Here is a 23,870-nt window from a genome sequence, read left to right on the forward strand (position 1 = left end):
ACGGGAGAGGCGGCCTTCGCCGTGTTCAGCCGGCCCTGCGGTCGGTGAGGTCCAGCGCCGGTTCCTCGAACCACGCGAGGGCACGTTCCCGTTTCGCCGCACGCACGGCACGCGGCAGCTGGTCGGCCACGACGTCGCGCACCAGCAGGTGCCGGAACCCGTACTCGATCTCGCCGGTCTCGCTGTTGCGGCCCTGACGGCGCAGGAAGTCCCGCTGCTCCAGCAACTCCAGCGCCTTGGCGACCTCGCCGGGGTCGCGCAGACCGGTGGCGGCGACCGCGCCGGGCGACACGAGATCACCCACGACGGCGGCGTCCTGCAGCACGGCCTTCACCTCGAACGGCAGCGAGTCGAGCTGAGCCGTGAGCACTCCGCGCACCGACGACGGCACCGGCAGCCCGCCTTCGTTCTGCAGGCACGGGGTGCGCGGATCGGACACCATCCGGGCGTACTCGGTGGCGAACAACGGGTTGCCGCCGACGCAGGACACCAGGGCCTGCCACAGCGCGCCGGAGAGCTCGCCGACATCGAGCAACGAGTTCAACAGGCTCCGGGTTCCGTTGTGGGACAACGGTTCCAAGCTGATCGTGGTCGCGTTGCGCTTGCCGCCGAACCACGACGGGCGGCGCTGCAGCAGTTCCGGCCGGGCGGTGACGACCACCAGCAGCGGCACCGAACCCGCGTGCTCGCTCAGCTCCTCCACGAAGTCGAGCACCACGTCGTTCGCCCAGTGCAGGTCCTCCAGGAAGACGACGAGTGGCTCGGACTCGGCGATCTCCTCCAGAAAACGGCGCCACGCCGGGAAGTCCGCCGGGACGTCCGGAGCCGGCTCCGCGAGGCCGGTCAGGCTCGCCGTGAGGCGGTCCGCGAGCTCACCGACGCCGACCAACGAGGAGACCGCGGCGTGCAGCGTCGCCGGTGCGGCGAACCCGCGCACCACGTCGGACAACGGCCCGTAGCCGTAGTCGTCTCCGAAAGCCGTTGCGGTGCCACGCAATGCGGTGGTGCACGAAGAAGTGAGCTCGTTGACGAGCCGAGTCTTGCCCACGCCTGCCTCGCCGAGCACGGTCACGAAGTGCGGGCGGCGGCGCGTGCGAACCTCGTCGAGAAGTCCTTGCAGCACAAGGAGTTCGCGCTCACGTTCGACGAACGGCACCGGAGCCTGAACTCGGCGGGTCGCGCCGCGCGGGGGCACGCACGAGACCGCCTGCCAGCCACCGGCCGGGGAGGGGTCGGCCCACGTCACGGAGGAGCTCGCGGCACGGGTCGCGGTGCAGGCGCGGACAGCGCCCAGCGGGGCGAGCGCCATCAGCTGCCGGCACCGGTCGAGCAGCACGCCGGACGCGGAAGGCGTGCCGGACGCGGGCAGCCGGACCAGGGCCTCGCCCGTGGCGACACCGATCTGCGCGTCCGCGACCGCGGCCAGGCGGTCGCGGATGGCCAACGCCGAACGCACGGCGCGGTCGGCGTCGTCCTCCGACGTGCGAGGCACACCGAACAGAGCGAGGAACACGGAGCCGACGTTGCCGCCGACGACACCGCCCAACCGGGAAACCTCTGAGGAGACCGCGGCGGCGACTTCCTGGTGCACCGCGTCGACGTCCTCGGGGTCGCCGTCGCCGGCCGCGAGACCGAGCTGGGCGGACACCATCACGACGCTGACGAGCTTGCGCTCCACGGTCGTCACGTCCACAACGGCCGGTTCCACCGCGGGGGGTGTGATCACCACGGGAGCCGGAGCCGGGACGGGCAGAGCGGGGGAGGCGTGGCCGACGGCGAGCAGGTGCCTGCGTTGCACCGACGCCGGGAGGTCCAGCGCGGGGGCGTGGTCGAGGATCGCGCGCTCCAGTTCCTGCAGCTCACGGCCCGGTTCGAGACCGAGCTCCTCCACCAGCGCCGACCTCGTGCGGCGGTAGACGCTCAACGCGTCGACCTGTCGTCCACACCGGTAAAGCGCCAGCATCAGCTGTCCGCCCAGCCGTTCGCGATACGGCTCGGCCTCGATCAACGACTCCAGCTCGCCGATGATCTCGTAGTGCCTTCCGCAGGCGAGCTCCGCCTCGAAGCAGTCCTCCTGCGTGGCCAGCCGCCAGTCCTTGATGGCGGTCAGCTCAGGCCAGTTGATGCCGGTCTCCGCAAGATCCGCGAGCACCGGTCCGCGCCACAGCCCCAGTGCCTTGCGGAGCACCTTCGCGGCGGCGGAGAAGTTGCCGGCGGACAGTTCGCCTCGGCCCTGTTCGGTGAGCTGCTGGAAGCGCGACAGGTCGAGGGAGTCGGGGTCCACGCGCAGGAGATATCCCGGCGCGTGGGTCAGCAGCAGCGCAGACCCCTCAGAGCTGCTGCCGTGAGGCGTGAGAACGCCGCGCAGTCCGGAGACCGCGTTCTGGAGCATCTTGCGGGCGGTGGGCGGAACGTCCCGCGGCCACAGCGCCTGGAGCAGCTTGCTGGTCGCCACCACGCGGTTGGCGTGCAGCAGGAGGAAACCCAGAGCCGCGCGCTGCTTGACCCCGCCGAGTGGCACGGGCAGGTCGTCGTCGAGGACTTCCAGTGAGCCCAGCAGGTGAAATCGCATGGTTCTGGCCTCCATTAGACGGTGATCCGGACGGAGGGGGAGAGATCAGCCCCAGGGGGTGTCGTCGTCCCACGGGGTGTCGTTGTGGTTCGGGACCGCCGGGAGCGTGATGGAACGGCCCCACGGGGTGTCGTCGTCGGTCGCGTGACCCCACGGGGTGTCATCGGCGGCGATGGCCTTGCCCCAGGGGGTGTCGTCGGCGGCGATGACCTTGCCCCACGGGGTGTCGTCCCCGACGTGCTTGCCCCAGGGCGTGTCGGCCTGCGCGGTGCCGGAGAAGAGGAAGAGAGCCAGGGCCGTGGGGACGGCGGAGAGAACCAGAGCGGCAGCGGTCGTCTTGCGGATCATGTCGGCCTCCTCATGCTTGCTGGTCGGACCTCGGCTTGAGTGCTGCTTCAGCCACGTTCGAGTGGCGTCTGAGAACGAAGTTAGGAGCGCCGCCCATCGCCGCTCTATCGCGCACCCACCGCGTATCAATCGGCCGTGATGGTGGCCCTGAAGTGGCCAAATGAGACGCTTCGGCAGTTGATCCACCGGTCAACAAACAGCTGTTACTACGCAGGGTGGTGGCTTATCCCCGAAATTAGGTGCGGTGTACCGCAATGGTTGGGTGCGGTTAGCGATCCGAACGAACGGCTTGTGCCGCTCGGAGTAGTGCCGATGAGGCGTTCAGGCTGCTTGGCGCCATGACGTACGATCGTCGTGACGCCGCTACCGACCACCTGTTAATTCTCAGGCACACGTACTGCTTGATCTGCCCCGCTGTTCCTGATCCGAGCATCTCCAAATGAGATGCCTATTGAGATCGGGCGCATTATGGTGGATCGTGCGCCGATACACAAGAAGGATCTTGACAGTTTTACCTGGCGGAGCTAACTTTGGAGATCATCGCGCATCTGAGTGACCGTCCTGCAGTCTCCGTGAACGGGAGGTCAGCAGCGGGAAGTGAAAAATTTTCATATTGTGACCCGATCTTGAGGTGACGCCTGGGAGTGCCTTTTTCCGCGACTTCGGCCGGATTGCACGAACGCGAGTACGCCCCATCGTAAATGCAATTCCGTCACGGGAAATCCGTAGCGGAAATCGTCTGGAGCGTGAGGTGTTGGGGCTTTGCGAGAGATAAAGGCGCGAGGGGTCGTCCGACATGAGCTCCGCCCCTGATGAGAAGTTGATTTTCAAGCTGCTCGGTCCGATCGAGGTCATCGGCGCCGAGGAGCAGGTTCAGGTACCACCAGGACGTCAGCAGACGATCCTGGGCGCTTTGCTGCTCGAAGCCAACCGCGTGGTCAGCATGGACCAGCTGATCGACCTCGTCTGGGAGCACACCCCGCCGTCGACCGCACGGGCGCAGATCCAGATCTGCGTGTCCGCGCTCCGGCGGGAGTTCGCGAGGGTCGGCGTCGACGCCCAGATCGAGACCCGCCAGCCCGGCTACCTGCTGCGCGTCGCCGGCGACCGGATCGACACCTTCCTCTTCGAACGCCGCGTGGCCGACTCCGACGCCGCCGTCCGGCAGGGACGCATGGAAGAGGCGTCCGCGGTGCTGCGGCAGGCTTTGGCGTTGTGGCGCGGACCCGCACTCGGCGGCGCCGCGGCCACGTTGCAGAACAAAGCACTGCGGCTGGACGAGAAACGCCTGTCGGTGCTGGAGAACTGCGTCGACATCGAGTTGTTGCTGGGCAGGCACCACGCTCTCATCGGCGAATTGCAGAGCATGGTGACCGAACACCCGTTGCGGGAACGGCCGCGCGGTCAGCTGATGCTCGCGCTCTACCGCTCGGGCCGTCAGTCCGAGGCCTTGGACGTCTATCGCGCGGGCCGCGACCTCTTCATCGAACACCTCGGTCTCGAACCGAGCGACCAGCTGCGCAAGCTCGAGACCGCGATCCTGACCGACGACGAGGTGCTGCGCCTCGACCAGGAGAAGACGGTCCCGGTCACCGTCCAGAACGTCGTGTCACCGCACCAGCTTCCGGCCACCATCGCGGACTTCATCGGGCGCCAGGACGTGGTGGCCCGCGCCGAGACCGTGCTGTCCGGCGACCACCTGACCATGCCCGTGGTCAACATCTCGGGCAAGGCGGGCATCGGTAAGAGCGCTCTCGCGATCCACGTCGCGCACCGCGTGGCGGTCGAGACCTACCCGGACGGCCAGCTCTACTGCGACCTGCGCGGCACCCAGGCGCAACCCGCCACCCCCGCCGAGGTGCTCGGCCGATTTCTGTCCGCTTTGGGCGCGGTGGGCTCCACACTGCCCGATGGTGTGGACGAGCGCGCGGACATGTACCGCAGCATGCTCGCCAACCGCCGTGTGCTGGTCGTTCTCGACGACGCGGCCAGCGAGTCGCAGGTGCACCAGCTGCTTCCGGGCTCGCCGACGTGCGGGGTGGTCGTCACGAGCCGGACCCGGCTGACCGGTCTCGCCGGATCTCATTTGGTCGACGTCGACTTCATGGACTCCGACGACGCGCTCGAACTGCTGGGCCGCATCATCGGCACGCAACGCCTGGAGAGCGAACCCGTTGCGGCGTCTGCGTTGGTGGATGTCGTCGGAGGTCTGCCCCTGGCGTTGCGCATCATCGGCGCCCGGCTGGCCGCCCGCCCGCATTGGACGTTGGCCTCGATGGTCGGACGTCTCGCCGACGAACGTCACCGCCTCGACGAGTTGGTGCACGGCGACATGGTCGTGCGCGCGAGCCTCTCGCTGACCTACGACGGCCTGGAACCCGACACGTGCCGGGTGATGCGGCTGATGTCGTTGCTGGAAGCGGAAAGCCTGCCGGTGTGGACGGCGTCCGCGCTCACCGACGACGACCGCAACCGCGGCTTCGACCTCCTGGAACGCCTCGTCGACGCGCAGCTGCTCGACGTGGTCGGCAGCGACGTGACGGGCCTGCCCCGCTACCGCTTCCACGACCTGATCCGCTTGTTCGCCAAGGAACAGCTCGCCGCGCACGAGTCCCCGGCCACCCAGTACGCCGCCGTGGAACGCGTCGCCGGCGGCTGGCTCGCGATGGCCGAACAAGCGCACCAGCGGCTGTACGGCGGCGACTTCACCGTCCTGCACGGCAACGGCCAACGGTGGCAGCCGCACGCCTCGTACCTCGACCAGGTGCTGCAGGACCCGTTGGGGTGGCTGGAAAGCGAGCGCCCGAACATCTGCGCGGCCGTCCTGCAGGCGGCCGACGCGGGCCTGGACGAGCTGTGCTGGGACCTCGCGATGACGCTCGTGACGTTGTTCGAGACCCGCAGCTATCTCGACGACTGGCAGCAGACCCACGAACGCGCACTGGACGCGGTGCGCAAGGCCGGCAACAAACGCGGCACCGCGGCCCTGCTGTGCTCACTGGGATCCCTGCACCACAGCCAGCGCCGCATGGAGGCGTCCAGAACGGCGCTGGAACCCGCGCTGGAACTCTTCACCGAGCTCGACGACACCCACGGCCTCGCCCTGGTGCGCCGCAACCTCGGCCTGCTGGAGTACAACGAGGGCCGCCCGGAGCTCGCGACCCGGATCTTCGAACAGTCGCTGGCCGGCTTCAAACGCGTCGGCGACGTCGTGGGCCAGGCCTACGTGGTGTCCCAGCTCGCCCAGCTGTCGTTGGACCGGGGCGAGCACGAGCTGGCGGTGGGCCAGCTGCGCGGCGCCCTCGGCATGTGCCGGGAGATCTCCAGCCCGCGCGTCGAGGCCCAGGTGCTGTACCGGCTCGGCGGCGCGATGCTGGTGCAGGGCCGCTACGAGCAGGCGCAGCAGCTCATCACGTCGGTGCTGGGCATGGTGCAGCGCTCCGGCGACACCGTCGGCGAGAGCTACGCCCTGCACTCGCTCGGCCTGATCCACGGCCGGATGCGGATGTTCGCCGAGGCGGGACGGCTGCTGCGGCGCGCGATCCGGCTGTGCGAGGAGAACCTCGACCGCGTCGGCGCGGCACGGATCCGGCTCGACCTCGCGCAGCTCGTGTCGCAGCGGGGTGAGACGTTCCACGCGATCGCCATCGTCGAGCAGGCGATGATGACGTTCCAGGAGCTGCGGCTCGCGCTGTGGGAGAGCAAGGCGCTGGCCGTGCTGGAGAAGATCACCGCCGAGAACCCTCTGCCCGCCGCCGTCCCGTCGAACGGCGGCACGCGCTAGCAGCCGTTGGTGTGGGGACGTTCGGCGACGCGGTGGCTGGTGCGGCGCGTGCTGACGGCGGTTGGGCCGGGACGCGCTCGCGGTGGCCGACGCGTGCGACAGCGACAGCGGCGACCGGTGTCGGAGCGGCACCCGCCCGCCGCCGCTCTCTCGAACGGCGGCGCTGACGACCGCGACGACTAGGTCGTCGGCACCAGCGAGTCGATCATCTTCTGCAGGTCGGCGTCCTTGGGCAGCGGCGGGTTCGTGCCGCCTCCACCACCCTCCAGGTCGCCGTTCACCACGAGCACGTGCAGCTTGCTGCTGCCGTTGAGCACCAGCACCTTGACGACGCCCTTGCTCGCCAGGCACTTGTTGGCCGTCTGGGTGGCCGTGGCGTCGACCTCCACGCCCTCGACGACGACCTTCTGGCCGTCCTTCTGGGTGTGCTGGATCTTCACCGGCTTGGGCTGCGCCAGCGACACCTGCGGTTCGCCGCTCGACGAGTAGAACTGGGTGGCCACGGCCTTGGCGAAGTCGGAGGCGGTCTGGTTCAGGTCGCCCTTGGGCAGCAGCGTGCCGCCGTTGGTGCCCTTGGTGAACGACTTGCCCTCGCACTCGTAGTCGCCGTACGTGGAGACGCCGGTCAGCGCGATGCCGGGGTACTTGTCGATCTGGATCTGCGCCTCGGGCACGACTTCCCAGTTCTTCGGGACCTCGTAGTTGTATCCGAGGGACGTCTGGACGCACTGCACGCCCTCGTTCTTGCACGCGCCGGTGGTGGGCTGCGCGGAGGTGCTGGTCGGCGTGGACGGGGTGGGCTGCGCGTTCGGGTCGCTCGTGTTGCGCGACAGCAGGAACCAGGTGAGGCCGCCGCCGGCGAGCAGCACCAGCACGACGGCGCCGAGGACGAGCCAGAGCGTCTTCTTGTTCTTCGGCGGCTCGTTGTCGAACCCGCCGTAGACGCCGAGACCGCCGTACTGGCCGTAACCCTGCTGGGGGAAACCGCCCGTCTGCGGATAGCCGCCGACCTGGTAGCCGCCGCTCGAGTAGTCACCCTGCTGCTGGCCCCAGCCCTGCTGCTGGTCGTTCCAGCCGCCCTGTCCGCCGCCACCTGGGTAAGTCACGCGGTGAACGGTACCTGGTGGGTCTGACGGGAGTTAATTCATCAAGCGTTGACTTCCGGGTGGTGCGAGGCGTAGCGTGCTCGCTAAATTCAACGCTTGATGAACTTGGAGGCTCGTGATGCGCACCGCGCTGGTCACCGCCGTCGCAGGTGCGGTGGTGGCGTTTCTGCTGGGACTGCTGACTTTCGGCGTGCAGGCCACCGTGCACCCGCACGACGTTCCGCTCGCCGTGGTGGCACCGCCGCCGATCGCCGAGCGGGTCAGCGCCGCCGACTCGCCCGAAGTCGACCTCAAGGTCGTCGAAGCGGGAGAAGCCCGGACCCTGTTGGCGGACAAAGAGGTCTACGGGGTCCTGGAGATTTCACCCGGACAGGCGACGATCCGGCTCAACCCGGCGGTCAACCCGTCCGGCACCCAGGTCGCGCAGCAGGTGCTGACCGGTGTGGCGCAGGGTGCCGGGCTTCCGGTCAAGGTCGAGGGCCAGGTCGCCTCCGCGGCCGAACGCACGGCGCCGCTCGCCGCGTCCGCGCTGCTGTGGGTCGGCGGGATGATCGCCGGGCTGTTGTTCGTGGTGCTGAAGGGCCGTCGGCTGCGGGCGTTGTCGGCGGTCACCACGGCCGTGCTGGTCGTCGGTTCCGTGACCGGGTTGCTGGCCTGGTGGGGCGTCACGTTCAACGCGGCGATGTTGGGCTTCCTGCTCGCGGTCGCCATGTCGTTCGCGTTGCTGCAGGCCGGGTTGTTCAAGCACCTCGGCATCCGGGCGATGGGCGTCCTCGGCGTCCTGTACCTGATGGCACCCGCGGTGGCGGGTCAGGTGCCGGAGCTCCTCAACCCCGCGTACAAGGCGGTGCTGTGGTCGTGGACGCCGTTCCGGTTCTCGGCGGAAGGTCTGCGCAGCCTCATGTACGGCGGCTCCATCGGCGCCGAGTGGTGGGTGTTCGGCGGGATCGCGCTCGCCGGGCTCGTGCTGCTGCTAGCCGGCAAGGAAGCTCAGCCGGACCGTGCGGACCGGGTTGTCGACGTTGGTGTCCACGAGGCAGATGGACTGCCACGTGCCGAGCGCCAGCACACCGCCTAGCACCGGAATCGTCGCGTACGGCGGCACCAGCGCGGGCATCACGTGGTCACGACCGTGACCGGGGGTGCCGTGCCGGTGCCGCCACTTCACGTCGCGGGGCAGGATGCGCTCCAACGCGGTCAGCAGGTCGTCGTCGCTGCCCGCGCCCGTCTCGATGATGGCGACGCCGGCGGTCGCGTGCGGCACCCAGACGTGCAGCAGGCCGTCGCCGTTCTCACCGTCGAGGAACCGCTCGCACTCCCGCGTGAGGTCCCGCACGACCTCGTCGGAGCCGGTGCGGACCTGGATCTCCTCGCTGCGCATGACCTCAGATCTTACGAACCACCCTGGCCGGGTTGCCGACCGCGAGCACGTGATCAGGCAAATCACGCGTGACGACACTGCCTGCGCCGACCACCGTGTTGTCGCCGATGGTCACGCCGGGGCACACGATGACGCCGCCGCCGAACCACACCCTGTCCCCGATGACGATCGGCGCGGTGGTCTCCCAGCCGGCGATCCGCGCCTCGTGGTCCTCGATCGGGTGCAACGCCGTCAGCAGCTGCACGCGCGGACCCATCATCACGTTGTCGCCGATGGTCACCGGGCCGCAGTCGAGGATGATGCCGTCGTAGTTCATGAAGCTGTTCGCGCCGATGCGCGTGTTGTAGCCGTACTCGATCTGCAGCCGTGGCAGCAGTGTCGTGTTCGGACCGATCTCCGCGAGAAAGCCTTTGAGGATGGCGTATTGGCCGTCGAGGTCTTCCGGGTCGTGGGCGTTGAACCGAGCCATCTCGCGCCAGGCGCGCCGGCGGTCCGCGTCCAGTTCGGGGTCCAGCGCCAGGTAGGGCTCGCCCTTGATCATCTTCTCGCGGTTGGTTCCCATGAGGTCCCAGTATCGTCACGGCATGCGCGTGCTTTTCGCCAGCATGGCGACCGTTGGGCACACCTACCCGTTGATCCCGTTGGCACTCGCACTGCGCGGTGCCGGGCACGAGGTCCACTTCGCGGTCGGCGACGAGATGCACCCCGAACTGACCAGGCTGGGTCTGCGGCCGTTCCGGCCAGGTCTGGTGTTCGGTGAGATCTACGCGGAGGACATCGCGCCCGAACTGGAACGGGTCCTGCCCGACCTGGTGATCAGCGGGTGGTCCGTGCCGGAGGTCTTCTCCGAAGCCCGTCGCCGCGCGTTCCCCGTGCTGTGGCACGGGTTCGGGCGGATGTTCGACGAAGGCGCCGGGCTCGCTCGGCCGGACGGCGGCAGGCACCTCGACATCTGCCCGCCCTCGTTGCAGCGCAAGGACTTCCGCGACGAACGGATGCTGCTCAGGCCGGTGCCGCACGCGACGCCCGGCGAGGTGCCGCCGCGCACGCACGAGAAGCTGATCTACGTCACGTTCGGCACGGTGTTCGGCAACGAGGAACTGCTCGCGACCGCGGTCGCCGGGCTGGAGCGGCTCGACGCGCAGGTCGTGGTGGCCTCGCCCGGACGGTGGCTGCCGCAGGCCGAGGTGATCAAGCAGGCGGACGTCGTCGTGCACCACGGCGGCAGCGGCACGATGCTCGCCGCGCTGGCGTCGGGCGTCCCGCAGGTCGTGCTCCCGCAGGGTGCGGACCAGTTGGGCAACGCGGAGGCGCTCGTGGCGGCCGGGGCGGCGGTGCGGCCGGACGCGGTGAGTGCCGAGGCGATCGCGGAGAGCGCACGACTGTTGCTTGTGGACGGACCGCACCGGAAAGCCGCAGGTCAGCTGGCTGAGGAGATACGTCACATGCCGTCGCCCGAGGAAGTTGCGGACAGTCTGGCGCACGTTGTGTAACACTGTTTTTTATGAAGGCCAGCCGCCTGCGCTTCGGGATGAACCTGTGGCCGCCGTTCCTGTTCGCCGGCATTCGCGTGGAGGAGATCTCGCCGGACTACCGGTACGCGCGGGTGCGCATGCGCCTGCGCCCGTGGAACCGCAACTTCTTCGGCACCCACTTCGGCGGCTCGCTGTTCGCGATGACCGACCCGTTCTGGGTGCTGCTGCTGTTCCACCAGCTCGCCGGCGAGCACGTGGTGTGGGACCAGGCGGGCGAGATCGAGTTCGTCGCGCCCGGCCGCGGCACGGTGTACGCGGAGTTCCGGCTGACCGACGAGCACGTCGAGCAGGTGCTGGCGCAGACGAGCGCGGGGGAGAAGGCGCTGATCTGGTTCGACACGGACGTCGTCGGCCAGGATGGCGGCGTGATCGCTCGGGTGCGCAAGCAGGTCTACGCGCGGCGCAAGCGCGGCAAGCAGCTCGCGCATGCGTGAGGCCTTCGGGGCGGTCTTCGACGTCGAGCCGGGCTACCTGAACACGGCGTCCATCGGCGTACCGCCGCGGCACGTCGCGGACGCGGTGGCGGCGGCCTGCGAACGGTGGCGGCGCGGGCAAGACGTGTCGTCGAGCTTCAACGAGGCCGTCGAGACCTCACGGGCGGCATGGGGCCGGATCGTCGGCGTGCCTGCGTCTTCGGTCGCGTGCGGTGCGACCGTCTCGCAGTTCGTGTCGCTGGTCGCCCAGGCGTTGCCGGCCGGGTCGAGGATCTGCGTGCTCGACGGTGAGTTCACGAGCGTCTCGCTGCCTTTCGTCGCGGCCGGGCACCGGCTCGTGTCCACAGTGGACGAATGCGATCTCGTCGCGGTGAGCGTGGTGCAGTCGGCGGACGGCGCGATCGCGGACCTCGAAGCCCTGCGGGCGTCGGGCAAACCGGTGCTGCTCGACGTGTCGCAGGCCGCCGGGTGGCTGCCGCTGTCGTTGGCGTGGGCCGATTTCGTCGTCGGTGCCGCGTACAAGTGGCTGATGGCACCGCGCGGCGCGGCCTGGATGGCGGTGCGGCCGGACCGGATGGACTTCATCAAGCCGTTGGCGGCGAACTGGTACAGCACGGGGGAGAACTACGGCACGGAGCTCGTGCTCCATTCGGAGGCACGGCGGTTCGACCTCTCACCGGCGTGGTTCGCACACGTCGGTGCGGCGGTGGCGCTGCCGTGGGTCGCCACGTTGGACATGGAAGCCGTACGCGCGCACAACGTGAACCTGGCGGATCACCTCCTGTCCGGGCTCGGCCTCCCGCCCACCGGCTCCGCGATCGTCTCAGCGGGCGTGCCGCCCGTCCCCGGTGTCGTCTCGTCGGTCCGCGCTGGTAGGACCCGGTTTTCGGGTCACCTCTACAACACGGTCGAGGACATCGATCGGGTGCTCAAGGCGCTCACCTGACCGCCGTCCGTTACCGTGGGTCCTTGTGTCGGAACCACGCCAGTCACCTGAAGAGGTGACCCAGAACCTGCCTCGCTTCCCACCGAGGCCGACCGACACCGCGCCGCTCTACCCGGCCGACGAGCTGATGAAGCTCCAGTCGATCATGGACAACCGCCAGGGGCAGCTGCCTCATCAGCCGCCTCCGCCCCAGCGCAGGTCGACCTGGGTGGGCAAGGCGCTGGCACTCGTCGGCGTCGCGGTGGTCTCGGGATTCGTGTGGTGGGTGTTGCAGCCGTCGGATCCGGTCGACCAGCCGGTCGCGCAACCGCAGAAGACGGCGGGCGAGTTCGAGTTCACCACCGTGCCGCAGCTGCCGGAACCGGTGAAGGACAGCGACTGCGCAGCCCACGCCTCCGGGCAGACGTCGACGTTCTTCAAGACGACCCCGTGCCTGCAGCTCACCAGAGCCTTCTACACGGCCAAGCTGCCGGACGGCCGGACCGTGTACTCGTCGGTGTCCGTCGTGAAGATGCGGACGGCGGACGAGGCCAAGGCGTTGCGCGAGCTCACCCAGAAGGACGGCACCGGCAACGTCAAGGACCTCGTCCTGGACAAGGCCATCAGCGTGCCGCCGCTGACCACGCTGGCCAACGGCGGGTACGCGTCGGAGCAGCGCGACCAGCAGGTCGTGATCGTCGAGTCCGACTCGCCGGTCAAGAGCGCCGACGCGCTGGCGCACAACAAGGAGATGAAGAAGGTCTCCGCGGACGCGATCCGGCTCGCGTCCTCCTTCGGCGGCTAAGGGCACGCGGGGAGCTTTCGTACTCTCCCGTTGAGTACGCGGGGAGCTTTCGTACTCTCCTGGAGTACGCGGGGTCCCCGCGTGGCGTGAGGGGGTCAGCCGGAGGCGACGCCTGGCATCGTGATCGACGCCGGGGTCGTGCCGGCGGTCCTGCGCCACCTGGTCGCGCGCACGGCGGCCGTCGTGAGCGCCTCCAGCGCCGAGGTCCGCAGGGCCGCGTCGTCGGTCCGCTCCAGCACCCCGCGCCACGCGGCACAGGTGTCCTGCTCGACGGCGACGAGCGCGGCGAGCGCGGAAGGCCCGTCGGAGACAGGGGCCGGTGGCAGGTAGGCGGCGGCGGGCGGGTTCGGCGTCGCCTGGCGGTCCCGCAGCCACCGCTCGGTCGCGTCCCGGCGCGCCCGGTGCGCGTTGGCACCCTCCGCGACGGCGGCGGCCTGGTTGCCCAGGAACGCCGACACCAGCTCGTAGGTCCACAACGCCGCGTGCTCGGTGCCGAGCGCGGTCTGCACGGCGTCCACGTCGCTCACGACAGCACCTCCCGCAACGACGCGCAGCCCGCGGCCACCGAACCGACGAGGCCGGCGCGGTAGGTGGGCAGCTTGGGCACGACGGCCGACGCGTCGCGCACGGCGGAGTCCAGCGCGGTCCGCAGCGCCGCCAGCGGGTCCGGCGGCGTGGGCGGGGCGGTGGGCACGGGCGGTGCCGTCGAGGACAGCGGCGGGCGTTCGCGGTCGACCTCGGCCTGCAGCAGCCGGGCGTGCATGTCGCGGGCCTTGGAGATCTCCGCGGCCGCCGGCACGCCCGTCAGCGTCCGCGCCAGCGCGGCGTCCGCCCGTGCCTGTGCCGCGAGCGCCGACAACGGGTCCGGCGGCGGGGGTGCGGGAGGTTCTGTGGTGCACGCAACGGCGAGCGGTGCGGCGGCCACCGCGAGCAGCACGCGACGGCGGCTGACCGATTCGGAGATCACGCGAACCCATCTTGCCAGCAGCCCTGCGGCGCGGTGGGAGCCGGGCAAAGGAGATAGTCTGGGCGTCCACGGCCGCCGAAACACCGTCGGCCGGGGTTTTCATGCGTTCGAACGACAAGGAGACACCACGTGTCCAGCCCGCCGCGCGGAGAGCTTGCCGCGCAGCTAGCACCCGTTGTGCGGGAAGCACTCGAAGCGATCGGCTTCGACCTCGACGCACTCGACGTGAATCAGGCTGGGCGCCGCCGTCTGGTCAAGGTCGTGGTGGACGGCGAGGACGGCATCGGGCTCGACGAGGTCGCCGAGGCGAGCCGGGTGGTCTCCGCCGCGCTCGACGCGCACGACCACCTGATCAACGGGCCGTACACCCTCGAGGTCACCTCACCGGGTGTCGACCGCCCGCTCACCCGCCCGCGCCACTGGAAGCGCGCGCACCTGCGTCTCGTGAAGGTCAAGCAGCCCGAGCAGGTCGAGTGGTTCGGCCGGGTCGGGGAGTGCGACGAGACCGGTGTCGAGCTGCTGCACCAGGGCGAGCTGCGGCGCGTGGAGTACCGACACATCGAACGCGCGGTCATGGAGATCGAGTTCAAGCAGCCGCCGGTCGAGGAACTGGCTCGGCTCACTCGGAAAGCACCGAAGGAGGAGCCGAGGTGAACGTCGACATCGCCGCCCTGAGGGCGATCGAACGTGAAAAGGACATCCCCTTCGAGACGGTTCTGGAGGCGATCGAGTCAGCACTGCTGACCGCCTACAAGCACACCGAAGGGCATCACTCGCACTCGCGGGTGGAGATCGACCGCAAGACCGGCGTCGTGCGCGTGCTCGCGCAGGAGCTGGGGCCGGACGGCGTGGTGCAGGAGGAGTGGGACGACACTCCCGAGGGCTTCGGCCGCATCGCCGCCACCACCGCGCGCCAGGTCATCCTGCAGCGGCTGCGCGACGCCGAGCACGAGCGCACGTTCGGCGAGTTCGCCGCCAAGGAGGGCGAGATCATCGCCGGGGTCGTGCAGCGCGACGCCCGCGCGAACGCCCGCGGCATGGTCGTCGTCCAGGTGGGCGACACCGAGGGCGTGCTGCCGCCGGCCGAGCAGGTGCCGGGCGAGCAGTACAACCACGGCGAGCGCATCAAGTGCTACGTCGTGAGCGTGTCCCGCGGCGCGCGCGGACCGCAGATCGCCCTCTCGCGCACGCACCCGAACCTCGTCCGGCGGCTGTTCGCCCTCGAGGTCCCGGAGATCGCGGACGGCACCGTGGAGATCCCCGCGGTGGCACGTGAGGCAGGTCACCGTTCGAAGATCGCGGTGAAATCAACGGTTGCCGGAGTGAACGCCAAGGGCGCCTGCATCGGCCCGATGGGTGCCCGTGTGCGCAACGTGATGCACGAGCTCGGTGGCGAGAAGATCGACATCATCGACCACTCGGACGACCCGGCAACTTTCGTCGGGAATGCATTGTCACCTGCGAAGGTTGTGTCCGTACGGGTGCTCGACGAGCGGGCCAAGACGGCCCGTGTCGTGGTGCCGGACTTCCAGCTGTCGCTGGCGATCGGCAAGGAGGGGCAGAACGCCCGCCTGGCCGCCCGCCTGACCGGCTGGCGCATCGACATCCGCAGCGACGCGGAGTCGCCGGCTGCCGGAGCAGTCACATCCAGTTCGGCCGAATGAGCTCCAGGGGATAGACTTATCAACGGTTCAACGCCGGGTTCGGTGACCCAGCACATCGGCCCTGTTCGCACGTGCATTGGGTGCCGCACCCGGACGTTGCCCTCTGAGCTGCTGCGTGTGGTCGCGGTGGACGGTTCGGTGGTTCCGGACGTCCGCAGGCGGCTTCCTGGTCGGGGTGCTTGGTTGCATTTCGATCTCGAATGTCTGCGCAACGCCGAGCGGCGACGGGCGTTCTCGCGGGCCCTCCGGGTCCAGGGAGCACTCGACGTCGCGTTGTTGCGCGAGCACTTGGAGCAGCACGGGAAAACGATCGAGGGACAGCCTCTCGGTCCGCAGGAAACAAGGAAGCAGGTCGACCCGTCATGAGTCAGCCGTGAAGCTGAAGACATGAACGCGCGACGTTAAGACGAGGTCGATGGGACTTGCCCGCCGGCCTCACGACCAAGGAGAGCAGTGGCAGGCAAGGCCCGCGTGCACGAGCTCGCGAAAGAGCTCGGTGTTACGAGCAAGGAAGTTCTGAACAAGCTCGCCGAACAAGGCGAATACGTGAAGTCCGCGTCGTCCACCGTCGAGGCCCCCGTGGCCCGGCGGCTCCGTGACGCCTACGAAGCCAAGTCGAAGCCGTCGGCCCCCAAGCCGTCCGCTCCGAAGCCGAAGGCTCCGGCACCCGCTGCCGCCGCGCCCGCCGCTCCGGCGGAGCAGAAGCCGGCCGCGACCGACAACAAGCCCGCCGCGCCGAAGGCCGTTCCCGGCCCGAAGCCGGCCGCTCCGCGCCCGCCGGCGCCGAAGCCCGCTCCGGCAGCTCCTGCCGCGCAGGCCCCGGCTCCGCCCGCGCCCGTCCAGCAGCCCCAGGCTCCGGCCGCCGCCGCACCGGCGCCGTCCGCACCCAAGGCTGCCCCCTCGGCTCCCGGCCCCAAGCCGGGTGGCCCTCGTCCCGGTCCGCGCCCGGCCCCGCAGCAGCAACCGCAGCCGCAGGCCCCGGCCGCGTCCGCCGGCTCGACCCCGTCCGTGGTGCCGCCGCGCCCGCAGGCTCCCAAGCCCGCAGGCCCGCGTGCCCCGCGTCCGGGCAACAACCCGTTCGGCGTGGGCGGCGGCAACGCTCCCGGCCCGCGTCCTGGACCTCGTCCCGGCCCGCGTCCGGAGTCCGGCGGCGACCGTCCGTCCGGCCCGAAGCCCGGCGACCCGCGTCCGGCCGGCCCGCGTCCCGGTGGCGCGCCCGGCCAGGGCGGTCCGCGCCCGGCTGCCGCGCAGGGCGGCCCGCGTCCGTCCGCGCCCGGTCAGGGCGGTCCTCGCCCGAACCCGGGCAACATGCCCCCGCGGCCGAACCCCGGCATGATGCCGGGTCGTCCCGCCGGTGGTAACCGTCCCGGTCCTGGTGGCGGCGGTGGCCGTCCCGGTGGCGGTGGCGGTCGTCCCGGTGGTGGCGGCGGCGGTGGCGGCTTCCGCGGCGGTGGCGGCGGTGGCGGCGGCGGTGGCTTCCGCGGCGGCGGTGGCGGAGGCGGCGGTGGCGGCTTCCGTCCCGGTGGCGGCGGTGGCGGAGGCGGTGGCTTCCGTCCCGGCGGTGGTGGCGGTGCCGGTGGCGGCGCCCCGGCCGGTGGTGGCGGCGGTTTCCGCGGTCGTCCCGGTGGCGGTGGCGGCGGCGCTGGTCGCGGCGGTACCGCTGGTGCCTTCGGTCGTCCGGGTGGTCCGGCGCGCCGCGGACGCAAGTCCAAGCGGCAGAAGCGCCAGGAGTACATGGACAACATGCAGGCGCCTTCGGTCGGTGGCGTCCGCCTGCCCAAGGGGCAGGGCGAGACGATCCGCCTGCCGCGCGGTGCCTCGCTGACCGACTTCGCCGACAAGATCAACGCCAACCCGGCGTCGCTCGTGCAGGTGCTGTTCCACCTGGGCGAGATGGTCACGGCGACCCAGTCGGTGTCCGACGAGATCCTGGAGCTGCTCGGCTCCGAGATGAACTACGTCGTGCAGGTCGTGTCCCCCGAGGAGGAGGACCGCGAGCTGCTCGAGACGTTCGACATCACCTACGGCGAGGACGCCGGTGACGAGGACGACCTGCAGATCCGTCCGCCGGTCGTGACCGTCATGGGTCACGTCGACCACGGTAAGACCCGCCTGCTCGACACCATCCGCAAGGCGAAGGTGCACGAGGGCGAGGCCGGTGGCATCACCCAGCACATCGGTGCCTACCAGGTCCGCACGGAGCTCGAGGGCAACCCGCGTCTGATCACCTTCATCGACACCCCGGGTCACGAGGCGTTCACCGCCATGCGTGCCCGTGGTGCGAACTCGACCGACATCGCGGTCATCGTCGTCGCCGCCGACGACGGCGTGATGCCGCAGACGGTCGAGGCGATCAACCACGCGCAGGCCGCCGAGGCGCCGATCGTGGTCGCGGTCAACAAGATCGACAAGGAGGGTGCGAACCCCTCCAAGATCCGCCAGCAGCTGACCGAGTACGGCCTGGTCGCCGAGGAGTACGGCGGCGACACGATGTTCGTCGACATCTCCGCGAAGCAGGGCATCAACATCGACGGCCTCCTGGAGGCCATCCTGTTGACCGCCGACGCGTCGCTGGACCTCCGGGCCAACCCGGACATGGAGGCCCAGGGTGTCGCGATCGAGGCGCACCTCGACCGCGGTCGCGGTCCGGTCGCCACGGTGCTGGTCCAGCGAGGCACGCTCCGCGTCGGCGACTCGATCGTCGCGGGCGACGCCTACGGCCGCGTCCGCCGCATGGTGGACGAGCACGGCGAGGACGTCCACGACGCTCTGCCGTCGCGTCCGGTGCAGGTCATCGGTCTGACGTCGGTGCCGCGCGCCGGCGACACGTTCCTCGTCGTCGAGGAGGACCGCGTCGCACGGCAGATCGCCGAGCGTCGCCAGGCCCGCACTCGCAACGCGCAGAACGCCGCCAAGCGCAAGCGCGTCAGCCTCGAGGACCTGGACGCGGCGCTCAAGGAAACCAGCCAGCTCACCTTGATCATCAAGGGTGACAACTCGGGTACCGTCGAGGCCCTCGAGGACGCGCTCATGAAGATCGAGGTCGGCGACGACGTCGAGCTGCGCGTGGTCCACCGCGGTGTCGGTGGCATCACCGAAGGCGACATCAACCTCGCCGTGGCCTCCTCCGCCATCGTCCTGGGCTTCAACGTCCGGGCCGAGGGCAAGGCGACCGAGCTCGCGAACCGCGAGGGCATCGACGTTCGCTACTACACGGTCATCTACCAGGCGATCGACGAGATCGAGGCGGCCCTCAAGGGTCTCCTCAAGCCGGAGTACGAAGAGGTCCAGCTCGGCCGCGCCGAGATCCGCGACGTCTTCAAGTCCTCCAAGGTCGGCACGATCGCGGGTTGCATGGTCCTGTCGGGCGAGATCCGTCGCAACGCCAGGGCGCGCCTCCTCCGTGACGGCAAGGTGATCGCGGAGAACCTCCCGATCAGCTCGCTCAAGCGGTTCAAGGACGACGCCACCGAGGTCCGCGAAGGTTTCGAGTGTGGTCTCACGCTCGGCAACTACAGCGACCTGAAGCTGGAAGACGTCATCGAGACCTACGAGATGCGCGAGAAGCCGCGCGCCTGATCGGGGGCTCGCTCGGGGGACGTGTGTTCGCGGAAAGCGCGGACACACGTCGCTCGTCGTGTCTTCTGGGGGGCGACCCCCAGACCCCCGGACGTTCGGGCGCTGCGCGCCCGAACGGTTGGTGTGCTGATGTGGCGGAAAGCGCGGACCGTGTCTGGGGGCGACTCCCAGACTCCCGAGTGTTCGGGCGCTGCGCGCCCGAACGGTTCGTATGCTGATGTGGCGGAAAGCGCGGACCGTGTCGTTCGTAATGCTGATGCGTTAACCCTCCTTCTTCTGGAGGATCTTGCCCATGTACGTGGGGGCTCTGGAACTGGACGTGCTCTTGGGTGACGTCCACTCGTTGAAGGAGAAGCGCTCGGTGGTGCGGCCCGTCGTGGCCGAGCTGCGCAAGCGCTTCGAGGTCGCTGTCGCCGAGGCCGGTCATCTGGACCTGCATCGGCGCAGTCTGATCGGGGTGGCGGCGGTCGCCGCCGACCTGGAGCACGTCAGGGACGTGCTGGCCAGCTGTGAAAGGCTGGTCGCCGGACGTCCCGAACTGGAACTGCTTTCGGCCCGGACAAGGCTCGTCGGGCCGGAGGACGACTAGGAAGGGGAGGCTCGTGGCCGACACGGCACGTGCCCGCAAGCTCGCCAAGCGGATCTCGCAGATCGTCGCTTCGGCTCTGGAGCACGAGGTCAAGGATCCGCGTCTGGCACGGGTCACCATCACCGACACCAAGGTGACCGGCGACCTGCACGACGCGACCGTTTACTACACGGTGCTCGGCGAGCGTTTGGATTCCGAGCCTGATTTCGCCGGGGCGGCCGCCGCTCTGGAAAAGGCGAAGGGTGTGCTGCGCTCGATGGTGGGCCAGCAGACCGGTGTGCGTTTCACGCCCACGTTGACGTTCATGACGGACACCGTGCCGGACGCGGCCAGGAAGATGGACGAGCTGCTGGCTCGTGCTCAGGCCGCCGACGCCGAGGTCGCTCGACTGGCGGCGGGGGCGTCTCCGGCCGGCGAGGCCGATCCGTACAAGGCTCCTCGTGAGGACGAAGACGAGGACTGAGCAGCGAGGACCGTCCACACAGCTGGTGCTGGGACGGTCCTCTGCTCGTTCCTCGGACGGAAACCGTCTTGTCCGAGGGTGCCCTGCAGCAAATCGAGATGACGAACGGCTAACGTCTCCCTGTGGCAGACGATCTGAGCACCACCATTGCCGAGGCCGCGCGGTTGCTGGCCGGCGCACGTGATGTGACCCTGCTGAGTCACATCAACCCCGACGCGGACACGCTCGGGAGTGCCTTGGCGGTGGGGCTCGCGCTGCACCGGCGCGGGGTCGCGGTGCGCGTGGCGTTCGGTGAGCCCGAGGTCGTGCCGGAGTCGTTGAAGGCGTTGGACACCGCCGGGTTGCTGGTGCACCGGGACGAGGTGCCGCTCGCGCCGGAGCTGCTCGTGGTCATGGACACCGGCAGCCTGGGGCGGCTGGGACCGCTGGCGGACCGGGTCGCGCAGTGCACCGGTCCGGTCATCGTCATCGACCACCACGTGTCGAACACGCGCTACGGCACGTTGCACTGCATCGACGAGCACGCGGAGGCCACGGCGCTCATCGCGTTGCGGCTGCTCGACGAGATGGCGGTCGAGCTCGACGAGCCGATCGCGCGGTGCATCTACGCCGGGCTCGTGACGGACACCGGGGGCTTCCGCAAGGCCGGTCCCGCTGCGCACGAGACGGCCGCACGGCTGCTGCAGACGGGAGTGGACGCGTACAGCGTCACGCGCCCGTTGATGGACGCGCACCCGTTCGCGTACCTCGGCATGTTGTCGCGCGTGCTGGCCCGCGCGGAACTGGACCAGAAGGCCGCGCACGGACTGGGGTTGGTGCACGCGGTGGTGGGCCTGGACGACGCGCGCGACGTGCGCAGCGAGGAAGTGGAGAGCGTGATCGACGTGGTGCGCTCCACCTCCGAGGCCGAGGTGGCCGCCGTGCTGAAGGAGCTGAGGCCCGGTTTCTGGTCGGTGTCGCTGCGCGCCGTCAGCCGGGTCGACGTGCGTGAGGTGGCGCAGGCGCTCGGCGGCGGCGGGCACCGGCTGGCGGCCGGGTTCACCTACGACGGTGCCGCGGACCAGGTCGTTGCCGCGCTGAAGGGCGCGTTGGAGCGGGTGGAGTCATGACGAGGACAGGAAGCCCGCGGCTGCTGCGGGAGATCAACGACCGGGCGGCCATCGAGACCCTGCTGCGCAGCGGGGCGATGACGCGCGCCGAGCTGGAGGAGGTCATCGGCCTCTCCAAGCCCGCGACAGCGCAACTGCTGGCGCGCCTGGAGGAGGACGGCATGGTCGTCCGCACGGGCCTGCGCGGCGGTGGCCGGGGCCCGCGCGCCCAGATGTGGGCGGTCAACGGCGGCGTGGGCCACGTCGCGGCCGTGGCGCTGTCGGCGGACCTGATCGACGTGGCGATCGCGGACATCACCGGCTCGCTGCTGTCCGAGCACAGCGCGCCGATGCCCAAGGAGAACACGCTCCAGGCGTTCCGCGAGACCGCGCAGAAGGCGGCCGCCCTGGCCGGTCTGCGCCTGGACAGCCTGTCGCACGTGGTCGTGGGCATGCCCGGCGCGGTCGACCCGGCCACCGGGCACCTCGGCTTCGCGCCGCACCTGCCCGGCCTGGTCGACGTCGACCTGCCCGCGACCCTGCGCGAGCTGCTCGGCAGCTCGGTGTCGATCGAGAACGACATCAACCTCGCCGCGCTGGAGGAGATGAGCTCCGGCAAGGCCGCCGGAGTGCGCAACTTCGTCCTGTTCTGGCCCGCCGACGAGATCGGCTCCGCGGTGGTCGTCAACGGCGTGCTGCTGCGCGGCGTCACCGGCGGCGCCGGCGAGATCGACTCGATGCAGATCCCCGGCGGCCGCTACGGCGACCAGGTGGACAACGAGGCCCTCAAGGCCCTGGCCGCCTCGCACGGCATCGCGGCGGCGTCCGGCCTCGAAGCCGTGGCCCAGGCCCTCACCGCCGGCACCGGGGGCCGCGCGTTCCTCACCGACCTGGCGCGCCGGATCGCGCTCGGCCTCGCGAACGTCGTGTGCGTGCTCGACCCGGAGCTCGTGCTGATGTCTGGCAGCGTGGCGCACGCGGGCGGCGAGACGTTGTGCGATCTCGTGTCGGCGGAGCTGCTGAAGCTCGTGGTGCCGCGCACGCCGGTGCAGCTCGCCCAGATCACCGCGAAGCCGGTGCGCGCGGGCGCACTGCACTCGGCGCTGGCCGTCGCACGTGAGCGGGTGTTCGGGCTGCCTCAACGCGCGTGAGTGGTTCTGGTCGCTATGGCGGACACAGGCACGCACGACGTCTTACGTTCGTCGGGTGGAGGATCGGGTTCCCGCGCGGCGGGTGATCGGGCTGGCCGTCCCCGCCCTGGGGGTGCTGGCGGCCGAGCCGTTGTACGTGCTGGTCGACACGGCCGTGGTCGGTCATCTGGGCGCGTTGCCGCTGGCCGGCCTGGCGCTCGGCGGTGTGCTGCTCACGCAGGTGTCGACGCAGCTGACGTTCCTGTCGTACGGCACGACAGCACGCACGGCCCGCTTGCACGGCGCGGGCCGTCGAGCGGACGCGGTGTCGGAGGGCGTGCAGGCCACGTGGCTGGCGCTGGCGGCCGGCCTGCTCGTGGTGGTGCTGGGTCAGGTCTTCGCACGACCTTTGGCCGAGCTGCTCGCGGGAAACGGCGCCGTGGCGGACGCGGCGGTGGAGTGGGTGCGCATCGCGCTGTTCGGTGCGCCGTTCATTCTCGTCACGATGGCCGGTAACGGGTGGATGCGTGGCGTTCAGGACACACGGCGGCCGCTGAAATACATCCTGATCGGCAACGGCATTTCCACGGTGTTGTGCCCGGCGCTGGTCTACGGCGCGGGCTGGGGACTTGAGGGTTCCGCGGTGGCCAACGTCGTCGCGCAGGTGCTCGCGGCCGGGTTGTTCATCAAGGCTCTGTTCGCGGAACGGGTGCCGCTCACGCCGCATTGGGCCGCCATGCGCGCGCAGTTGGGTATGGGCCGTGACTTGGTGTTGCGCAGCTTGGCATTCCAGGCCTGTTTTGTGAGCGCCGCTTCCGTGGCGGCACGGACGTCCGTCGCGGCGGTGGGCGCGCATCAGGTCGTGTTGCAGTTGTGGACGTTCCTGGCGTTGGTGCTCGACTCTCTTGCGATCGCCGCACAGTCGCTCGTCGGAGCGGCACTGGGGGCGTCGCGGCGGGTTCAGGCGGAGCGGCTGGCCTGGCAGGTCACCCGGTACGGGCTGGTCTTCGGGATCGGGCTCGGTGTCGTCTTCGCCGCGCTGGCTTCGGTGCTGCCGTCCGCGTTCACCTCCGACGCCGGGGTGCTGGCGGAGATTCCGCACGCCTGGTGGTTCTTCGTCGCGCTGCAGCCCGTCGCCGGCGTCGTGTTCGCCTTGGACGGGGTGTTGCTGGGTGCCGGGGACGTGCGGTTCATGCGGACCGCGACTTTGGGGGCTGCCGTGGTCGGCTTCCTGCCGCTCGTGTGGGCGTCCTATCGGTTCGGCTGGGGACTCGCCGGGATTTGGAGCGGGCTGTCGGCCTTCATGGTTTTGCGCCTGGGGGCCGTGGTGTGGAGGACCCGTTCCGGCGAATGGGCGGTGGAGGGGGCTTCCCGGTAACGAGGCCTGCTCTCCGCGCGACCCATTGGTGGGGGATGAACGTGGGGGTTTGTCGACAGCTTCCACACCTCGCTCAGGCAGTCGCGGGGGCGTGCTGCCTTATGCAGACACGGAGGACGTGT

Annotated in this window: 22 protein-coding genes; 15 read left to right on the forward strand and 7 right to left on the reverse strand. The window is 69.9% G+C overall.

Annotated features, from left to right (window positions below; translation table 11 throughout):
* Positions 1 to 25: 25 nt before the first annotated feature.
* Together ACWEIJ_RS12805 and ACWEIJ_RS12810 are read right to left on the reverse strand one after the other, a co-directional pair.
* A complete protein-coding gene (locus ACWEIJ_RS12805; RefSeq protein ID WP_449837298.1) occupies positions 26 to 2,572 on the reverse strand; it encodes a BTAD domain-containing putative transcriptional regulator in 2,547 nt (848 codons plus the stop codon).
* Positions 2,573 to 2,617: 45 nt separating this feature from the next.
* Positions 2,618 to 2,920 (reverse strand): hypothetical protein, encoded by a 303-nt coding sequence (locus ACWEIJ_RS12810; RefSeq protein WP_449837299.1) that lies wholly within the window; start codon positions 2,918 to 2,920, stop codon positions 2,618 to 2,620.
* Between the two features lie 820 nt (positions 2,921 to 3,740).
* Between ACWEIJ_RS12810 and ACWEIJ_RS12815 the strand changes: the two genes are divergently transcribed.
* Entirely contained in the window at positions 3,741 to 6,704 is a 2,964-nt protein-coding gene (locus ACWEIJ_RS12815; RefSeq protein WP_449837300.1) for a BTAD domain-containing putative transcriptional regulator, read from the forward strand.
* A 179-nt stretch (positions 6,705 to 6,883) separates the two neighbouring features.
* Here ACWEIJ_RS12815 and ACWEIJ_RS12820 read toward each other — a convergent pair whose 3' ends face one another.
* Positions 6,884 to 7,810 (reverse strand): hypothetical protein, encoded by a 927-nt coding sequence (locus ACWEIJ_RS12820; protein WP_449837301.1) that lies wholly within the window; start codon positions 7,808 to 7,810, stop codon positions 6,884 to 6,886.
* A gap of 118 nt (positions 7,811 to 7,928) precedes the next feature.
* Between ACWEIJ_RS12820 and ACWEIJ_RS12825 the strand changes: the two genes are divergently transcribed.
* Complete coding sequence (locus ACWEIJ_RS12825) at positions 7,929 to 8,888, forward strand: ABC transporter permease (protein ID WP_449837302.1); 960 nt, start codon at positions 7,929 to 7,931, stop codon at positions 8,886 to 8,888.
* On the opposite strand, the gene ACWEIJ_RS12830 is transcribed toward ACWEIJ_RS12825, so the two are convergent.
* Complete coding sequence (locus tag ACWEIJ_RS12830; protein WP_449837303.1) at positions 8,784 to 9,191, reverse strand: YjbQ family protein; 408 nt, start codon at positions 9,189 to 9,191, stop codon at positions 8,784 to 8,786. The two genes, ACWEIJ_RS12825 and ACWEIJ_RS12830, sit on opposite strands and share 105 nt — an antisense overlap.
* Before the next feature lie 4 nt (positions 9,192 to 9,195).
* Positions 9,196 to 9,753 carry a sugar O-acetyltransferase gene (locus tag ACWEIJ_RS12835; protein WP_449837304.1) on the reverse strand — a complete coding sequence of 186 codons (558 nt, stop codon included), beginning with the start codon at positions 9,751 to 9,753 and terminating at the stop codon, positions 9,196 to 9,198.
* Positions 9,754 to 9,775: 22 nt separating this feature from the next.
* Here ACWEIJ_RS12835 and ACWEIJ_RS12840 point away from each other — a divergent pair, with 22 nt between their 5' ends.
* The 4 genes from ACWEIJ_RS12840 to ACWEIJ_RS12855 are packed head-to-tail and all read left to right on the forward strand — an operon-like array spanning position 9,776 to position 12,890.
* Positions 9,776 to 10,684, forward strand: coding sequence for a glycosyltransferase (locus ACWEIJ_RS12840; protein ID WP_449837305.1), 909 nt, complete (start codon positions 9,776 to 9,778; stop codon positions 10,682 to 10,684).
* An 11-nt stretch (positions 10,685 to 10,695) separates the two neighbouring features.
* Positions 10,696 to 11,160, forward strand: a complete 465-nt coding sequence (locus ACWEIJ_RS12845; RefSeq protein WP_449837306.1) for a DUF4442 domain-containing protein — start codon at positions 10,696 to 10,698, stop codon at positions 11,158 to 11,160.
* Positions 11,153 to 12,106 (forward strand): aminotransferase class V-fold PLP-dependent enzyme, encoded by a 954-nt coding sequence (locus tag ACWEIJ_RS12850; RefSeq protein ID WP_449837307.1) that lies wholly within the window; start codon positions 11,153 to 11,155, stop codon positions 12,104 to 12,106. The genes ACWEIJ_RS12845 and ACWEIJ_RS12850 overlap by 8 nt, the downstream gene beginning before the upstream one ends.
* A 55-nt stretch (positions 12,107 to 12,161) precedes the next feature.
* Positions 12,162 to 12,890: a hypothetical protein gene (locus tag ACWEIJ_RS12855; protein WP_449837308.1), complete on the forward strand. Its 729-nt coding sequence runs from the start codon at positions 12,162 to 12,164 to the stop codon at positions 12,888 to 12,890.
* A gap of 95 nt (positions 12,891 to 12,985) precedes the next feature.
* Here ACWEIJ_RS12855 and ACWEIJ_RS12860 read toward each other — a convergent pair whose 3' ends face one another.
* Together ACWEIJ_RS12860 and ACWEIJ_RS12865 are read right to left on the reverse strand one after the other, a co-directional pair.
* Positions 12,986 to 13,417, reverse strand: coding sequence for a ferritin-like domain-containing protein (locus tag ACWEIJ_RS12860; RefSeq protein ID WP_449837309.1), 432 nt, complete (start codon positions 13,415 to 13,417; stop codon positions 12,986 to 12,988).
* Positions 13,414 to 13,857: a hypothetical protein gene (locus ACWEIJ_RS12865; protein WP_449837310.1), complete on the reverse strand. Its 444-nt coding sequence runs from the start codon at positions 13,855 to 13,857 to the stop codon at positions 13,414 to 13,416. The genes ACWEIJ_RS12860 and ACWEIJ_RS12865 overlap by 4 nt, the downstream gene beginning before the upstream one ends.
* Positions 13,858 to 13,986: 129 nt before the next feature.
* On the opposite strand from ACWEIJ_RS12865, the gene rimP reads away from it, so the two are divergent.
* The 9 genes from rimP to ACWEIJ_RS12910 all read left to right on the forward strand — a co-directional run bounded on the left by rimP (position 13,987) and on the right by ACWEIJ_RS12910 (position 23,748).
* On the forward strand, positions 13,987 to 14,511 hold the full coding sequence (gene rimP, locus ACWEIJ_RS12870; protein WP_355435192.1) for a ribosome maturation factor RimP: 525 nt from the start codon (positions 13,987 to 13,989) through the stop codon (positions 14,509 to 14,511).
* Positions 14,508 to 15,521, forward strand: a complete 1,014-nt coding sequence (nusA, locus tag ACWEIJ_RS12875; RefSeq protein WP_382454375.1) for a transcription termination factor NusA — start codon at positions 14,508 to 14,510, stop codon at positions 15,519 to 15,521. Before rimP ends, nusA begins: the two co-directional genes overlap by 4 nt.
* A gap of 126 nt (positions 15,522 to 15,647) precedes the next feature.
* Positions 15,648 to 15,887 (forward strand): YlxR family protein, encoded by a 240-nt coding sequence (locus ACWEIJ_RS12880; protein WP_449837349.1) that lies wholly within the window; start codon positions 15,648 to 15,650, stop codon positions 15,885 to 15,887.
* Positions 15,888 to 15,974: 87 nt separating this feature from the next.
* On the forward strand, positions 15,975 to 19,100 hold the full coding sequence (gene infB / locus ACWEIJ_RS12885) for a translation initiation factor IF-2 (protein ID WP_449837311.1): 3,126 nt from the start codon (positions 15,975 to 15,977) through the stop codon (positions 19,098 to 19,100).
* A gap of 292 nt (positions 19,101 to 19,392) precedes the next feature.
* On the forward strand, positions 19,393 to 19,689 hold the full coding sequence (locus ACWEIJ_RS12890) for a DUF503 domain-containing protein (protein WP_449837312.1): 297 nt from the start codon (positions 19,393 to 19,395) through the stop codon (positions 19,687 to 19,689).
* Positions 19,690 to 19,702: 13 nt separating this feature from the next.
* Positions 19,703 to 20,152, forward strand: coding sequence for a 30S ribosome-binding factor RbfA (rbfA, locus tag ACWEIJ_RS12895; RefSeq protein ID WP_449837313.1), 450 nt, complete (start codon positions 19,703 to 19,705; stop codon positions 20,150 to 20,152).
* 122 nt (positions 20,153 to 20,274) lie between these two features.
* The gene (locus ACWEIJ_RS12900) at positions 20,275 to 21,261 is read left to right on the forward strand and encodes a DHH family phosphoesterase (RefSeq protein ID WP_449837314.1); all 987 of its coding nucleotides are present in this window, start codon (positions 20,275 to 20,277) and stop codon (positions 21,259 to 21,261) included.
* Positions 21,258 to 22,391: an ROK family protein gene (locus ACWEIJ_RS12905; RefSeq protein ID WP_449837315.1), complete on the forward strand. Its 1,134-nt coding sequence runs from the start codon at positions 21,258 to 21,260 to the stop codon at positions 22,389 to 22,391. Before ACWEIJ_RS12900 ends, ACWEIJ_RS12905 begins: the two co-directional genes overlap by 4 nt.
* 55 nt (positions 22,392 to 22,446) lie before the next feature.
* Entirely contained in the window at positions 22,447 to 23,748 is a 1,302-nt protein-coding gene (locus ACWEIJ_RS12910; protein ID WP_449837316.1) for an MATE family efflux transporter, read from the forward strand.
* The last annotated feature ends 122 nt before the right edge of the window (positions 23,749 to 23,870 follow it).

The organism is Lentzea sp. NPDC004789 (genome assembly GCF_053601075.1).